Annotated in this window: 17 protein-coding genes; 8 read left to right on the top strand and 9 right to left on the bottom strand. The window is 43.9% G+C overall.

Annotation, left to right across the window (positions count from 1 at the left end; all coding sequences use genetic code 11):
* Nucleotides 1-219 precede the first annotated feature (219 nt).
* The 3 genes from BMX95_RS05445 (at nt 220) to BMX95_RS05435 (ending at nt 3,723) form a co-directional block, all read left to right on the top strand.
* The gene (locus BMX95_RS05445; RefSeq protein ID WP_081201782.1) at nt 220-1,692 is read left to right on the top strand and encodes a pyridoxal phosphate-dependent decarboxylase family protein; all 1,473 of its coding nucleotides are present in this window, start codon (nt 220-222) and stop codon (nt 1,690-1,692) included.
* 183 nt (nt 1,693-1,875) lie between these two features.
* Nucleotides 1,876-2,940 (top strand): branched-chain amino acid aminotransferase, encoded by a 1,065-nt coding sequence (locus BMX95_RS05440; protein WP_081200974.1) that lies wholly within the window; start codon nt 1,876-1,878, stop codon nt 2,938-2,940.
* Nucleotides 2,941-3,030: 90 nt separating this feature from the next.
* Nucleotides 3,031-3,723, top strand: a complete 693-nt coding sequence (locus BMX95_RS05435; RefSeq protein WP_081200973.1) for an SDR family NAD(P)-dependent oxidoreductase — start codon at nt 3,031-3,033, stop codon at nt 3,721-3,723.
* Nucleotides 3,724-3,897: 174 nt separating this feature from the next.
* On the opposite strand, the gene BMX95_RS05430 is transcribed toward BMX95_RS05435, so the two are convergent.
* The 6 genes from BMX95_RS05430 to BMX95_RS05405 form a co-directional block, all read right to left on the bottom strand.
* On the bottom strand, nt 3,898-4,194 hold the full coding sequence (locus BMX95_RS05430) for an early set domain-containing protein (RefSeq protein WP_165758954.1): 297 nt from the start codon (nt 4,192-4,194) through the stop codon (nt 3,898-3,900).
* A gap of 379 nt (nt 4,195-4,573) precedes the next feature.
* The gene (locus BMX95_RS05425) at nt 4,574-4,840 is read right to left on the bottom strand and encodes a hypothetical protein (RefSeq protein WP_081200971.1); all 267 of its coding nucleotides are present in this window, start codon (nt 4,838-4,840) and stop codon (nt 4,574-4,576) included.
* 110 nt (nt 4,841-4,950) lie between these two features.
* Entirely contained in the window at nt 4,951-6,348 is a 1,398-nt protein-coding gene (locus tag BMX95_RS05420) for a HAMP domain-containing sensor histidine kinase (RefSeq protein WP_081200970.1), read from the bottom strand.
* A 1-nt stretch (nt 6,349) separates the two neighbouring features.
* Nucleotides 6,350-7,039: a response regulator transcription factor gene (locus tag BMX95_RS05415; protein ID WP_081200969.1), complete on the bottom strand. Its 690-nt coding sequence runs from the start codon at nt 7,037-7,039 to the stop codon at nt 6,350-6,352.
* Nucleotides 7,040-7,308: 269 nt separating this feature from the next.
* On the bottom strand, nt 7,309-8,292 hold the full coding sequence (locus tag BMX95_RS05410; protein ID WP_081200968.1) for a type I glyceraldehyde-3-phosphate dehydrogenase: 984 nt from the start codon (nt 8,290-8,292) through the stop codon (nt 7,309-7,311).
* An 81-nt stretch (nt 8,293-8,373) separates the two neighbouring features.
* The gene (locus BMX95_RS05405) at nt 8,374-8,721 is read right to left on the bottom strand and encodes a response regulator (RefSeq protein ID WP_081200967.1); all 348 of its coding nucleotides are present in this window, start codon (nt 8,719-8,721) and stop codon (nt 8,374-8,376) included.
* 125 nt (nt 8,722-8,846) lie between these two features.
* On the opposite strand from BMX95_RS05405, the gene BMX95_RS05400 reads away from it, so the two are divergent.
* The 3 genes from BMX95_RS05400 to BMX95_RS05390 all read left to right on the top strand — a co-directional run bounded on the left by BMX95_RS05400 (nt 8,847) and on the right by BMX95_RS05390 (nt 9,893).
* Nucleotides 8,847-9,074, top strand: coding sequence for a YtxH domain-containing protein (locus tag BMX95_RS05400; protein WP_165758953.1), 228 nt, complete (start codon nt 8,847-8,849; stop codon nt 9,072-9,074).
* 62 nt (nt 9,075-9,136) lie between these two features.
* Entirely contained in the window at nt 9,137-9,496 is a 360-nt protein-coding gene (locus BMX95_RS05395; protein WP_081200965.1) for a phage holin family protein, read from the top strand.
* The gene (locus BMX95_RS05390) at nt 9,471-9,893 is read left to right on the top strand and encodes a hypothetical protein (protein WP_081200964.1); all 423 of its coding nucleotides are present in this window, start codon (nt 9,471-9,473) and stop codon (nt 9,891-9,893) included. The genes BMX95_RS05395 and BMX95_RS05390 overlap by 26 nt, the downstream gene beginning before the upstream one ends.
* Here the strand turns inward: BMX95_RS05390 and BMX95_RS05385 are convergent.
* Together BMX95_RS05385 and BMX95_RS05380 are read right to left on the bottom strand one after the other, a co-directional pair.
* Nucleotides 9,866-10,303 (bottom strand): response regulator, encoded by a 438-nt coding sequence (locus BMX95_RS05385; protein WP_081200963.1) that lies wholly within the window; start codon nt 10,301-10,303, stop codon nt 9,866-9,868. The genes BMX95_RS05390 and BMX95_RS05385 overlap by 28 nt on opposite strands.
* A 195-nt stretch (nt 10,304-10,498) precedes the next feature.
* Nucleotides 10,499-10,666 (bottom strand): DUF1328 domain-containing protein, encoded by a 168-nt coding sequence (locus BMX95_RS05380; protein ID WP_081200962.1) that lies wholly within the window; start codon nt 10,664-10,666, stop codon nt 10,499-10,501.
* 348 nt (nt 10,667-11,014) lie between these two features.
* Here BMX95_RS05380 and BMX95_RS05375 point away from each other — a divergent pair, with 348 nt between their 5' ends.
* A complete protein-coding gene (locus BMX95_RS05375) occupies nt 11,015-11,332 on the top strand; it encodes a hypothetical protein (protein ID WP_081200961.1) in 318 nt (105 codons plus the stop codon).
* On the opposite strand, the gene BMX95_RS05370 is transcribed toward BMX95_RS05375, so the two are convergent.
* Nucleotides 11,301-12,668, bottom strand: a complete 1,368-nt coding sequence (locus tag BMX95_RS05370) for a sensor histidine kinase (protein WP_165758952.1) — start codon at nt 12,666-12,668, stop codon at nt 11,301-11,303. The genes BMX95_RS05375 and BMX95_RS05370 overlap by 32 nt on opposite strands.
* A 182-nt stretch (nt 12,669-12,850) precedes the next feature.
* Here BMX95_RS05370 and rpoN point away from each other — a divergent pair, with 182 nt between their 5' ends.
* On the top strand, nt 12,851-14,272 hold the full coding sequence (gene rpoN, locus BMX95_RS05365) for an RNA polymerase factor sigma-54 (RefSeq protein ID WP_081200959.1): 1,422 nt from the start codon (nt 12,851-12,853) through the stop codon (nt 14,270-14,272).
* Nucleotides 14,273-14,277 lie beyond the last annotated feature (5 nt).

Here is a 14,277-nt window from a genome sequence, read left to right as displayed (position 1 = left end):
AAGTACCTCTTAAATATGAGTATACCGTATATCTGAGATATAGTACACCCGGATCAGCCATAAGGCAGTGCCCAATAACACTACAACTGATCTAGTCAAACTATCAATAACTGCATCTGTTTTATAACGGTAGTTCTGGGGAAATTTGTAAGGGAAAGCATGAAACGGGTTGCGCGCCCGGGCCTGAAGATTCAACTTTATACCTACAAAAATTTAGCCATGAAGAAAGAAGCCTTACTAACAGAAGAAAAAACGCTCGACCCGCAGGATTGGTCAACACTGAATGAGCTGGGCCATCGCATGTTAGACGATCTGTTCTATTACCTGGAAACAACGCGGCAACGCCCGGTGTACACCAAACCACCCGCAAATGTACTTGCCAGCATGAACCAGCCTCTGCCCGAAACACCAGAGGGTACCACAGCCGTGTACGAAGACTTTTTTGCGAACGTTCTTCCCTACAACATCAACAACATTCATCCGCGGTTTTGGGCCTGGGTGCAAGGAGGCGGTTCGCCTTTTGGCATGCTGGCCGATATGCTGGCTTCGGGCATGAACGCTAACGTAAGCCTGGGCGACAGCATGCCCATGTATGTTGAAAAACAGGTGCTCAACTGGTCAAAGGAAATGATGGGCTTTCCGTCAACCGCCAGTGGCCTGTTGCTGAGTGGTGCTTCCTTAGCCAACATTACCGCTTTGATAGTAGCGCGGCACCATGCCAACCATGAAATTAAAACAAAAGGTTTACAGGCAGTACAGGGGCCACTCACTATTTACGGTTCTTCCGAAACCCACAATTGCGTGGTAAAAGGCGTGGAAGTCATTGGCATTGGCAGCGATAACTTCCGGAAAGTGCCGGTTGATGCCGATTACCGGATCGATGTGGAAGCCCTGCGACGTATGATCGTGGAAGATAGAGCCGCGGGCTGTCAGCCATTTTGTATCGTAGGCAATGCGGGAACTGTAAATACCGGTGCCATCGATCCACTGGATGAACTGGCTGCCCTTGCAAAAGAATTCAACCTGTGGCTGCACGTAGACGGGGCTTTTGGGGCCATTCCCAAGCTGTTGCCTGAATTTGCCGGCGCCCTGAACGGACTGGAACTGGCCGACAGCCTCTCCTTCGATTTTCACAAATGGATGTATGTGAATTATGAAGCAGCCTGTGTGCTCATTCGCGACCCGCAATTACACCGGGAGGCTTTTACTTCCGCTGTGAATTACTTAACCCTGCACGAACGCGGTTTATCTGCCGGCCCTGAGGCGTTTAACAACCTGGGCATGGAACTGTCGCGCGGGTTTAAAGCCCTTAAGATCTGGATGCTGTTAAAGCAGAACGGGCTGGAGACCTATCGCACCCTCATCAGGCAAAACCTGCAGCAGGCGCAATACCTGGCCGAACTGATACAACAACATCCCGAACTGGAATTACTGGCGCCCGTACCGCTGAACATCGTATGCTTCCGGTATAATGCCGGCAATTGCAGTGCCGAAAAACTAAATAAGGGAAACAAGGAATTGCTGATGCGCCTGCATGAACAGGGCATCGCAGCACCCTCTTATACAGTATTGAACGATAAATATGCCATCCGTGCCGCAATTACCAACCACCGCAGTAAATTCTCCGATTTCGAATTACTTGTAAATGAGGTTATAAGGATTGGGAAAGAAGTTTTCAATTCAAAGTTTTAAGTTATTTGGTTCGTAGGTTAATAGGTTGGCAGGTTATTGAGTTCTGGGTTATTGAGTTCTTTGTTTTTGAACCTGGAGGCCGCGCTGAGGTTTTCTGCCTTCTGCCCGCTGCCTTCTGCCCTTTGATTTTTAAGAGTTATCTTTACACATTGAATGACTTGTAGCAATAAAAAATTTTAGTTTATGGAACTTACCGATGAGATAATGGTTCAGCGAACAACCAAATCAAGGTTACCTGAAGTTGATTTTAACAAGCTCGGGTTTGGAAACTATATTTCAGACCACATGCTGATCTGCTATTATAAAAACGGACAATGGGAAGCGCCCAGTATTGTTCCCTTTGGCGATATTTCCCTGAGCCCTGCTACCCTGGCCCTGCATTACGGTCAATCGGTATTTGAGGGGTTGAAAGCATTCAGGCTCGATGATGGCCGGGTGAACCTGTTCAGGGTACAAAAGCATTACGAAAGAATGCTGCGTTCCTTAAGCCGCATGTGCATGCCAGGTGTACCCGAAGAAATTTTTGTTGAAGGTCTTCGCCGCCTTATAGAAGTAGATAGAGACTGGTTACCTACCCAACCCGGCGGTGCTTTATACGTTCGCCCCATTATGTTTGCCAGCGAAGCCAAATACGGAGTAAAGATCGCTGATGAATATTGCTTCATCATGTTTACCGGGCCCGTTGGTTCTTACTTTGCCAACCCATTGCGGTTGAAAGTAGAAACCGATTTTGCCCGCGCTGCCAAAGGCGGTACCGGTTCAGCAAAATGTGCTGGTAACTACGGTGGCGCCTTTTACCCCACACAAAAAGCAAAAGAAGCCGGCTACGACCAGGTAATCTGGACAGATGCCCGCGAAAACAAATATATTGAAGAAAGCGGCATGATGAATGCCATGTTCGTGATCGACGGCGTACTGGTTACTCCACCCACCAGTGATTCTATTCTGGCCGGTGTAACCCGCGATTCTTTACTCACGCTGGCCGATGACCTGGGTATTCCCCATGAAGCCCGCCCTATTGCAGTAACTGAATTGGAGAACGCTTTCCGTCACAATGCCATTTCAGAAGCATTTGGCGCCGGTACAGCCGCTGTAGTAGCGCCCATTGCAACTATTCACATAAACGGCATCGACCATCATTTACCGGCTACTAACGATAATTCAGTGATGTTCCGGTTAAAGAACAGGCTGGAAGCTATTCGTAAATGTCAGGAAGAAGACAAACACGGCTGGAACTTCCTGTTCTAGATCATATATTACTATATAATAAAAGGACCGGTTCGCCCCCAGGTGGATCGGTCCTTTTTCTATCTTTGACAACAACATATACCTTTTCACATGTCTAAAACCATTATTATAACAGGCGCTAATGGCAACCTGGGTACCGCAGTAGTAAAAAAATTCCTCGATCAGGATTATAAAGTAGTTGCGGTTGACCATTCAGGTAGCCACCTGGGGTTTGCAGACAGGCATCCCAACTTCGAACTGCATGGCATTGACCTTTCCGATGAAGCAGAATGCAAAACCTTTGTAAACGAAGCTATAGGCCTGTACGGCAATATTGACTGTGCCGTGCTGCTGGCCGGCGGCTTCGAAATGGGCGGCATCGATACTACCGATACGGCCCAGTTAAGAAAAATGTTCTCCCTGAATTTTGAAACTGCTTATCACTTGGCCCGGCCATTGTTTCAGCATATGATGCAGAACGGCTACGGCCGCCTGGTTTTCACCGGCGCCCGCCCTGGTATACAACTGGAAGAAGGCCACAACAAGATTGCCTATGCATTAAGCAAATCCCTGCTGTTTAACCTGGCTGAGATCCTAAACAGGGAAGCCAAAGGAAAAAATGTTACCGTATCGGTAATAGCCCCCAGTACCATCGATACAAAACCCAATCGCGACAGCATGCCCGATGCCAAATTCGACAACTGGGTAAAACCAGAAGCAATTGCCGATGTGCTGTCTTTTATTTGTTCAGACAGCAGCAATGTATTGCGGGAGTCTGTTTATAAAGTTTACAACAACGCATAAAAAAAAGATGAGTTCCCGTTGGGGAGCTCATCTTTTCTATTATAACCCTGAGTACTTAACAAAGCTTTCAACCCGATTGTTTCGGGATGTACGAATCATAAACACACAGGATCATATACACCATATAACACAATTCTTGTTTAACTTCCACCTACTTGATCTGCTGTTCATAGGTTATACTTCAAGCACACTGTTCCATCCGGTAACGCCATCTGGTTCTCGAAACTGGTTCTCGATATCCTCAGCCCACATCCGTTCATCGATAAAGAATTTGTAATGATATTTTCCACGCGGTAACATAGGTATTTCTATGGTCCAAAATCCGTTTTTGGTGGGATGTAAGGTTAGCTGGTCCTGAGCCCAGTTGTTAAAATCACCTGCCAGTGAAATCCTGTTTGCGCAGGAGTTCATAATGTGAAACTCAATACACTTCTTCCTCTTGTTTACGTAAGGGGATTGATGGTGTTTCATGGTGCCCTCCTTCATTTTAGGTGCCTACAAAAAATGGTTACTTACTAACTAATACGGATATTGCCACAGCTTTCAAAGGATATCGACACTAGGCATCAAAAGAATAACATGATCAGAATTGCCAGACACGTTGATCAATTAAAGGCTAAGATATTGTTTAGGAATTTTCTGGCCGTCTCAAAAGGTACGATGTTTTGAAAAACTATAAAAGGAATTATTCTATTATTTTTCCGTGATCACCTGTATTGTTAAGCCGTGCAAACATCGAAGGAAAAACATTCCCTACCTATGATCTGAATCATATGAACGCATGATGCTAAACCGATTAAAGCAATGCGCTTTTAATGTTACATCAATGATCAGCTCATAGTTACTGACACTATTTTATTGATACCAGTTTGTTTGTGGTCAGTTGTTGCTTTTCGGGATTGTTTTGTAATAAACTGTCGAGGTCGTGTTTCAGCGAGTTGATATCTTTTTGCAGTTGCAGATTTACCGATAAAACAGAATCGTTTTGTAGTACCAGGTTATTATTGAATTCATTCAGTCGTTTATTCTTTTGCTGCAGCACAAAAGCCAGCGCTGCAAACACAATTAAACCAGTTGCCAGACTTCTGAATATAAAAACAGATCGATTCAATTTCATTTAAATAATAAGTAACATCAAATATGCTTTATTATGGTTAAACGATAATTAAACAGGAATTAAAATGCAATTAAACAACGTTTAACGATAGTTAATGCAGGTGTTTAACCTCAGGCTTTAGCCGCAAGGGCTTTAACGGAAGGAAGGATGATGGTAAAGATGGTGCCCATTTCGCGGGATGAATTCACTTTAATGGTACCCTTATGCATATTTATGATGCGTTTGGCCAATGGGAGTCCTAACCCAAAGCCTCTTATGGGTGAAGCCGTGGCGCTGCGGTAAAAAGGCTGAAAGATATGTTCTGTTTCCGCCTCGGTTATGGTGTTGCCAAAATTCTTAAACTGTATAATTACGTTGTCGTTCTCAAACAGCAGGTTGATCATTACCTGATGGTCGTACGAAAATTTACAACCGTTATCTGCAATATTACGTAGTGAACTATACAACAGATCCACATTCCCGAAAACCAGGAAAGCTTTTTCATCATCAGGAAAGTCGCCAAATTCCAATAACACTTTATAAGCGTCGCTGTTCTTTTGCACATCGGCAGTCACCTTCAGCAGTACTTCGTCTATACGCACTTCGCTTAATTCAATGCCGCCTTCGGTACCGGTTTTAGCTATCTCCAGCAGGCTTTTAGTAAGCTGTTGCATTTGCTGTACGTCTTCATGCACAGAGGTAATAACCTGTTGGTACTCTTCATCACTTCTTTTCTTTTGCAGGGTAACTTCCAGCTGGCTCAGAATAGAAGTAAGCGGGGTCGACAATTCGTGCGAGGCATTGGAGATGAAACGCCGCTGCACCAGGAAGTACTCCTGCAACCGGTCGAGCAGTTCGTTAAACGTGTTGGCCAGTTGGTTCAGTTCATCCTGTGTGCTGCCAGCCTGTATGTGGTGGGTAAGGTTTTGCGATGTAATATGTTTTACATCGTGAATGATCTGCTTAATGGGTTTTACCAGTTGTACCGAAAAAGCATACCCAACCACTAATGCAATGGCAATGCCAATGAACAAACAGGTAAGTAATATGTCGCGCAGGTCTTTCAACCGTTGCCAGCCATCCACGTCGTACGCTGCCACCACTACTACAATGCGGCTTCGGTTATCGGTGTAATGAAAGGCCAGCGCATCGCGTTTGTTGGTGGTAAAGTAGATATCGTGTTTTACCCGGGCCTGTTTCAAGATTTCCCTGTCGGGGATAATGGAATCAATATCACCGGCATTGTACCGGTAAACAGGCCTGTCGAGGTAATCGAAGATAACCACGCTTTTCTGGCTCAGCGTAAAGGCTGAGGCAGAATCAATATGGTACAGAAAGGCACGACTGCTGTCGCTGTCTCCCATATAGGAAAACAGCTGGCCATCGTTATTTGCCCTTCCTTTCAACCGCTTTTTAAATGCTTCTATCCGCTGCAGGGAGGTAAAATAATGAACGGATATACTTAGTACCAACAAAATAATGGTAACCAGTAAAGCAAAAAGCGCGGTTATTTTAAATTTGATTTTCAACCTAAGGGTTTTCTTTCAGTATATAACCCATGCCTACCTGTGTATGAATAAGCCGGGTTTCAAAATCCTTATCCAGCTTTTTACGCAGGAAGTTTACATATACATCGATCACATTGGTCTTGGTATCGAAATCAATGTCCCATACGTTCAGGGCGATGTCGGCCCGCGACACTACCCGGTTCTTGTTCCGGATCAGGTATTCGAGCAACTGAAACTCCTTGGCGGTAAGCGAAATGGGTTTATCGGCCCGGGTAACTTCCTTACTGTCGAGGTTCATGGTTAAATCGGCCACCTTTAAAATATTGCCGGTTGGAATATTGTGGTAGATCCGTTTTAACAAGGCCCTGATACGTACCAACAGCTCTTTAAAATCGAATGGCTTTACAATATAATCATCGGCGCCGGCATCAAAGCCTTCAATTTTATCGGCGGTGGTATTGAGGGCCGTTAACATAACAACGGGAATACGTTCGCTGTGCCGGCGGATCTCCTTACACAGCTCATAACCATTCAAACCAGGCAGATTAATATCCAGAATGATGAGGTCGAACGGATAGGTTTCGAACAATTTCTTTCCAATAAGGCCATCGTAGGCAACTTCTACATGATAACCCTGTTCGCTAAGTCCTTTCTTTAATGACTCTGCTATCTTTTTTTCATCCTCAACCAGTAAAATTTTTATTTCTTCCATAGCTAAAAATTCATGGACGCAAAATTCACAAATAATAAACTTACCGGGTATCCTAGCTCAATTTAAGGAATTAAAAGTAAATTAAAATTGTGAGTTGTTAGTGGTGAGTGGTGAGTGGGTTCCCTATCAACGCTCCTACTTCCTACTTCCTGCTTCCCACTTCCTACCTCTTACTTCATTCCTTTATCAACCCTATCAGCTTTCTCCTTTTTCCCCGCCAACCTGTTAACCTATCAACCTGTTAACTTGTCAACGTGTCAACCGATCAACTACTTCATCAAACCCAGCCAATCAATCATGCGTGTAGTGAACCCATACTCGTTATCGAACCAGGCGATCAGCTTTACGTGATTGCCGATAACCGAGGTAAGGGTGCCATCGATCACGCAGGAATGGGTATTTCCTTTAATATCCAGTGATACCAGGGGATCTTCGGTATACTCTATAATCCCTTTATAATCGTTTTTAGCGGCTGTTGAAAACAGTTTATTTATTTCTTCACGGGTGGTTTCGTGCTGCAACTGAATGGTAAAATCGGCCAGGGCACCATTCGCTACCGGTACCCGGGTTGAAACCGAGGCGATCTTATCTTTCATGGTGGGCAACAGGCGCTCCAGCGATTGCTGCAGGTCAATTTCTACGGGTATAATAGCTTCGGCAGCTGCCCGGCCACGTCTGAACTGTTTGTGCGGGGCATCCACCAGCTCCTGCCGGGAGGTATAGGAATGTAAAATATTACACTGTACCGATTTAATGCCTATGGCATTCAGGATATACAAAATATGGGTACTGCAGTTGGTCATGCAGCCACCGGGAGAAATAATAGTTTCTTCTTTGGTAAGGGCGTGCTGGTTAAAACCATACACCAGCAGGGGAATATCGTTCGACCCGGTAGTTGATAACAACACTCTGCGGGCACCGGCCTTTATATGCTGTTCGGCAGCAGCACGATTGCTGAACTGTCCAGAGCACTCCAGCACCACATCTACCTGCAGGTCTTTCCAGGGCAGCAGATAAGGATGTTGCTGTTGCAGGGCTTTTACCTCTTTTCCATTGGCCACCAACGCTCCCGGTTTATGGGTAATGTTGCCGGCAAAGGTGCCGTAGATAGAATCATACTTTAACAGGTAAGCCAGGTTATCGGCATCCATGATATCATTGACCGCAACCAGTTCAACCTCGTTGCTATCGATCAGGCGTCTGAACAAAAGGCGGCCAATACGGCCCATACCGTTGATTGCAATTCTCATCATATAGTTTCTAAATGAGTTGCAAATATAGTTAACTGGTTAATGCAGAACTGCTAAGGGAAGTATAAGAGATAAAGGGGGTAATTAGCTGAAGTACATATCTAGGTCACGCAGGGAGATAGGCTTTTCCCAGATCCTGGTTACGGGAATACCGTCCTTGATCTGAGGCGGGTTAAAGGCACTCAACAGGTGCAGCTTTATATTGGGATGGTGCTTGATAATACCTTCCGCTTTTTCCCAGCCCAGTCCATCGGGCAGGTTATTATCCAGGAATAGTATGTCTGGCAAAAACTGGTCTACCTGGCTAAGCCCTTCGGTTAGCGTATAGGCGGTATGTACATCGCAGTTTTTACGGCTAAGGTAGGCCTTTATCAAAAGGCACAGATCCTTCTCATCGTCAATGATTAAAACCTTAAGGCGCTCCTTTGTCATGTTTTTTAGAGCTGAATTTTAAATACCCCTGGGGAAATTGTTTCCCATTGATGAAAAATATAAAAAAAACAGGAATCTTTTGTCAGTGGTATAATTTTTTCCTCAAATTCCTGAAACGTAAATGTATGACATCTAACACAAAAATCATTCTAGGCATGCTGGCCGCCGCAGCTGCGGGTGCCTCAATTGGTGTTTTAATGGCTCCCGAAAAAGGAAGTGATCTCAGGAGAAAGATCAAAGACGGTATCGATGAAGTGATGGAAGACGTATCGGAATTGCTGGCACTTGGTAAAGATGAAATGCAGAATATGTATAAAGGGGCCACGGAAGCAGCGCAGGAAATGGAGAGCTAACACAAGCTGGTTGAATTGATTGTACAGCTTACTTAATGTAGACCGGATCTAAAATAACACCTATGGAAGAGTTACATACCAAAACAGCCAACCTCGCAAATCATGTTCAGGACATTGCCCAAACTTATTATGATTTAGCCCGTATAAACATAGCACAGGCAGGCGCTAAAACCCTCGCCCGTGCTATTATTTTCTTTTTGTTGGCCGGATTGGTACTATGTGTATTACTGTTAGCAGGCATTGGACTTGCCCTTTATTTGGGTAAATTGCTGTACAATACAGCAGCAGGTTATTTTATTGTGGCGGCTGTGTACCTGTTTTTCGTTTTGTTATTGTACCTGCTGCGCAAAAAAGTAGTATTCCCATTTTTCAGAGACTTTATTGTGAAAAGAATCTATGATAAATCAAATAACGAATTATAAAGAATTACTGCAGGAGAAAGCCAGGTTAAAGGGATTACTGGCCGAACAGGAATTGCAGATAAAAGAAGACTGGCAGGTAATTAAAGAAGACCTGAAACCCTACACTAATGCAGCAGCCACCATACGTAACTTCTTTACCCGTAAGGCTACCGTATCGGCCATGCAGCTGGGTGTTAACATCTTTGCCGATGGCTTTGTAAAAAAGGTGTTACTGGGCAATACCGGCTGGCTTATACGCACCGTGGTACCCTTCTTTATAAAGAATTATGCATCGCACCTGACCGACGAACCGGAAAAGATCATACATAAGATCAAAAACTTTTTCAAAAAGAAACCCCAAAAAGAAAAAGAAACGGTAGAAGAAGAAATTCAGGAAACGGGAATGGAGGCAGTTTGAAACCAAAAACTGCGAATGTTTTCAACAACTTTTAGTAAAGCATCGAAACTGATAGGCTTTACCACATAACTGTTAGCGCCCAGTTCATAACAGCGCTTTATTTCTATCTCATTCTTGGTTGTGGTAAAAACTATGACCGGTATTTTTTTAAACACGGGGTGTTGTTTCAATTCTTTCAACACTTCGCGGCCATCTTTCTTCGGCATGTTTAAATCGAGCAGAATAAAACCCGGCAGGGCTTTGTCATCAGAAGTATTGTGGGTATAATTGGAATTCAGGTAATTCAACACTTCAATTCCATTCTCAACAAAATCTATTTTTTCAGGGTAACCTATTTCCGAAAATGCAGTCTGCAACAGGTACCGGTCGTCGGCATCATCTTCAGCAATAAGGATTGGCTGATTATTCATAATATCCTTCCCTCTCTCTTTAATCCTTTCAAAAGTAAGTATTTGTTAAAAGCGATAACCTTAAAATTTCCTTAAGAAGACATTTCGTATAAGTAAACCTTTAGGTTAAAACAAAAAGTCCGGAAGAAGTACATTTGGTATTGCAGCTTTCTCCCGGACTTAAATATTCCTAACTCAACACTACAATTCTCCACATTAGTCAACCCGGCGAAAGCCACCAGCAATGATTGAGATCAGGAACAATACGATAAATATGAAAAACAGAATCTTGGCTATTCCGGCAGCGCCTGCAGCAATTCCTGTAAATCCAAAAAGAGCTGCGATTAATGCTACCACCAGAAAAATGACTGTCCAACGTAACATAGTGATAGTTTTTAAGTGAGTAAATATTGTTAACTATAGATTAACCGGTTTTATAACTGTTGCATCTTAACTTACAACCCACACCGGCAATTACATAGAATAATTTGTAAAAATCATACCGCCGGTCTTTCATCTAGACCTATTCTTATTGATCAAGCGGGTTTATGCCCCTGTTCAGGTAAAATTTTACAGCCGTGTAGATATCCTTCTACACTATTATTTCCATTTTCAATATGACGATTGCAGGCACGGCCTTTATAATAATGAAGTAGAGCTGCTTCTCGTTAGTCGTTGTATAATGAACAATTAATAGTGGATCGCGTTTTAGTAATATTTAAATCACCCGTTATGAAGAACAGCTATTTAATGCATATAGATGAACATACAACACTGGGGATACCGCTTGAAGACATCAGCTTCTTATCATCCTTCAAGGCAAATTTGCTGGAAGAAATTCTGGAAGAAATTGCCGTAGTAGAAGTAACCTTATCAAATCCGGGCGACAATGAGGTGGCTGCCCTGATCAAGATCGGCGCACAGAACGGTGAATATACCGGATATAGCGTTGCCGTACGTTGGGAAACAGCCATTGCCAAAGCTTTTGAAAGCATCAGGTACCATATTGACCTTATTGCTAACTCTCCGGTAAAGGAAAATATAAATTAAACAGGGCCCCCTTATCTGGCTGGGACCTGGCCAGCACGTACCCGCTGTGATTTGTCATTACCCGCTCTACGATTGCCAGCCCAATGCCCTTGCCTTCATATTCTGCCGTGCTATGTAGCCGTTGAAATATCAAAAATATTTTCTGACTGAATTCATTGCTGAAGCCGATGCCATTGTCCTGCACACTGATGCGGATGAATTGCTTCTTTAACAGCTTACTATCAATAGGCATTAACTCTTCCCCGGTTGTTTGCACACATTGAATGGTAACCACCGGTGGAATGCCTGGTTTGGCAAACTTAATGGCATTGTCGATAAGCGCCTTGAACATCAGGTACAATTGCTTTTCGAACCCCGTTATTTTCGGCATTTGCCCAATGTGAATGGTGGCTTTCTTCTGCTCTATATCCGATTTCAGCAATTCACAAACCGATTGCAATAATCTGTCGGCATCTACTTCATTGATTGTTTCCCCACCACGTACCAGGTTGGCAAAATTCATCAGGTCTTCAATGAGGCCCTGCATGCGACGTGCTGAATAATCGATGCGTGACAGGATCATTTGCCCGTCTTCATTTAACTGATCGCGGTATTTCCATAACAACCGGTCGCTGAAAGTTCTGATGCGCCTCAACGGCTCCTGCAGATCGTGCGAAGTGGCAAAGGCTATTTGTTCCAGCTCTGCGTTATATGCATTTACCTCCATCATTTTCTGCTCCAGCTGTTTTTGATAATCCGAACGCTGCCGGTATTCTTTCAATATTACCAGGAAGGAAATAAAAATAATGGTGGCGGCAAACAGGAAAATGGCGGTGAAATAGCGCGGCATAACCAGTTCATACCGGTTCACCGAAGAGCGTTTCACCAGGTTGGTCTCTTCATTCTGAATATCTTTGAACACGGTTCGCAGGCTATCCATATTCACCTTGGTTTCCAGAAGGCTTATGCGCGATTTCAGAAACACGCTGTGCTGAAAATGATCGATGAGGTTATTCATCAGTAACCCCGCCTTATTCAGCAGTTGCTGTTGATGGCTGTTATCTGCCGTAAGCCGTTTTAAGGAATCGTATCCGGGTTTTATATCATCGCGAATGCGTAAATACGGTTGCAGGAACACACTGTCATTCGTTAACAAATAACCTCGCTGTCCTGTTTCGGCCTCCTTGATAAAACTCTCCAGCGCACTTGTTTGCAGAATAACTTTATAAGCATGTTCAATGCGCCGGTTCTGCGCATTAGACTGAACATAGCTTTCATACAGCAGGTACGAGAGCGATAAGGTGATAACGAGCGATAGCACAAATGCCGTTATTATAAAAAATAGTCTTCTTTTCATAATCATCGATTCTACAAATCGGGGATAAATTTCTACACCAGCCCTGATGCATATTTACTATCTGCAACATAGTAAAAAAACGAGTCAAGGACAAATACTTAAGAATCAATACACTAAAAAATATTTTCAGAATAGAGCAAAGTGGAAAGCATCTTGAAGATAATAAAGAAAAACGAACCCGTATGTTACAGCAGAACCTTGTGCAGAAGCAGGAAACCAAAATTTTACCGCAGCAGATACAACTACTGAATTTATTTCATCTAAATACACTGGAATTAGAACATAGAATTGAACAGGAACTGGAAGACAACCCCTTCCTGGAAAAGAAAGAAGACGAGGACGACGCCAAGGGGGAAAAGGGCACCAAGGAACAGGTGCAGGAATACCAGGACTGGGACGAGTACGGCTACGACGATATTCCCGACTACAAGATGGAATACAGCAACTATTTGCCCGACGAGGAAAAAACCTTCAGCCCCATGAAGGCAGCCACCGATTTCAGGGAAGACCTGAAAAAGCAATACCGCCTTTGTTGCAATGATGGCGAAGAAACTTTACTGGCCGATTATCTTATTGATTCCCTCAGCGACAATGGCCTGCTGGAGATACCACTGGATAAAGTAGCCGAAGAATATTCTTTTGCCAATAAAACCTGGCTGGAGGGGGAAGATTTTGACAAGATCCTGGCAAAGGTGCAGAAACTGGATCCACTTGGGATTGGCGCCCGCAGCATTTGCGAATGCCTGTTGCTGCAACTGAAAGCCATGAATGGCAAACGACCCGATGTACAAAAATCCATTTGCCTGTTGCAGGACCATTACCAGGACCTGCGCAACCGCAATATGGATAAAATTATGGAGTGCCTGCAACTGGAGGAAGATGAATTAAAGATCATTCTGGAACTGGTGAGCTCGCTGAAAATGAAACCGGTGGCCGAAGTGCAGGAAGGCAGCACCCCCAATGCCCACATCATTCCCGACTTTTTGATAGTACAGGAAGGCGATTACCTGGAAGTTTCACTGTACAACCAGCGCTCTTCTTCCCTGTTTATCAGCCGCGAATGGAAAGAAATTGTGGCCGACAGCCAGAAAAACAAGAAAGATACAGCCGCGGCACAATATTTAAAGAACAAGTATCAGTCGGCGCAATGGTTTGTAAGCGCCATCAGGCAGCGCGAAGGAACCATGTTGCGCATAATGAAAGCTATTGTGAATATGCAGTATGAGTATTTTCGTGAAGGGGATATAAAACTGCTGAAACCTATGATCCTTAAAAATATTGCCGATAAAACCGGCGTAGATATATCGACAGTATCGCGTATTACCTGTAATAAATACGTGGATACGCCTTTTGGCATGATATTGCTGAAAGACCTGTTTACTGAAGGCATCATCAATGAAAAAGGAGAAGCCATCAGTAACCGGGTTATTCAGGTAGCGATTGAAGATGCAATTGAAAAAGAAGACAAGAAAAACCCATACACCGATCAGCAGCTGGTAGCTATTTTAGCGCAAAAAGGATTCTCCATTGCGAGAAGAACGGTTGCTAAGTACCGTGAAATTTTACAGATACCTGTTGCGCAAATGCGATCGATATGGGCTTAGCCCAA

This window comes from Niastella yeongjuensis (assembly GCF_900110245.1).
In the GTDB taxonomy this organism is placed as follows: Bacteria; Bacteroidota; Bacteroidia; order Chitinophagales; family Chitinophagaceae; genus Niastella; species Niastella yeongjuensis.
Note: the sequence above shows the minus strand (reverse complement) of the source record. Positions and strands in the feature narration are given on the sequence as shown.

Excerpts from the sequence above, each read along its gene's own strand:
- BMX95_RS05445 (WP_081201782.1), top strand. The coding sequence starts at position 220 with ATGAAGAAAGAAGCCTTACTAACAGAAGAAAAAACGCTCGACCCGCAG.
- BMX95_RS05440 (WP_081200974.1), top strand. The coding sequence starts at position 1,876 with ATGGAACTTACCGATGAGATAATGGTTCAGCGAACAACCAAATCAAGG.
- BMX95_RS05435 (WP_081200973.1), top strand. The coding sequence starts at position 3,031 with ATGTCTAAAACCATTATTATAACAGGCGCTAATGGCAACCTGGGTACC.
- BMX95_RS05430 (WP_165758954.1), bottom strand. The coding sequence starts at position 4,194 with ATGAAACACCATCAATCCCCTTACGTAAACAAGAGGAAGAAGTGTATT.
- BMX95_RS05425 (WP_081200971.1), bottom strand. The coding sequence starts at position 4,840 with ATGAAATTGAATCGATCTGTTTTTATATTCAGAAGTCTGGCAACTGGT.
- BMX95_RS05415 (WP_081200969.1), bottom strand. The coding sequence starts at position 7,039 with ATGGAAGAAATAAAAATTTTACTGGTTGAGGATGAAAAAAAGATAGCA.
- BMX95_RS05410 (WP_081200968.1), bottom strand. The coding sequence starts at position 8,292 with ATGATGAGAATTGCAATCAACGGTATGGGCCGTATTGGCCGCCTTTTG.
- BMX95_RS05405 (WP_081200967.1), bottom strand. The coding sequence starts at position 8,721 with ATGACAAAGGAGCGCCTTAAGGTTTTAATCATTGACGATGAGAAGGAT.
- BMX95_RS05400 (WP_165758953.1), top strand. The coding sequence starts at position 8,847 with ATGACATCTAACACAAAAATCATTCTAGGCATGCTGGCCGCCGCAGCT.
- BMX95_RS05395 (WP_081200965.1), top strand. The coding sequence starts at position 9,137 with ATGGAAGAGTTACATACCAAAACAGCCAACCTCGCAAATCATGTTCAG.
- BMX95_RS05390 (WP_081200964.1), top strand. The coding sequence starts at position 9,471 with ATGATAAATCAAATAACGAATTATAAAGAATTACTGCAGGAGAAAGCC.
- BMX95_RS05385 (WP_081200963.1), bottom strand. The coding sequence starts at position 10,303 with ATGAATAATCAGCCAATCCTTATTGCTGAAGATGATGCCGACGACCGG.
- BMX95_RS05380 (WP_081200962.1), bottom strand. The coding sequence starts at position 10,666 with ATGTTACGTTGGACAGTCATTTTTCTGGTGGTAGCATTAATCGCAGCT.
- BMX95_RS05375 (WP_081200961.1), top strand. The coding sequence starts at position 11,015 with ATGAAGAACAGCTATTTAATGCATATAGATGAACATACAACACTGGGG.
- BMX95_RS05370 (WP_165758952.1), bottom strand. The coding sequence starts at position 12,668 with ATGAAAAGAAGACTATTTTTTATAATAACGGCATTTGTGCTATCGCTC.
- rpoN (WP_081200959.1), top strand. The coding sequence starts at position 12,851 with ATGTTACAGCAGAACCTTGTGCAGAAGCAGGAAACCAAAATTTTACCG.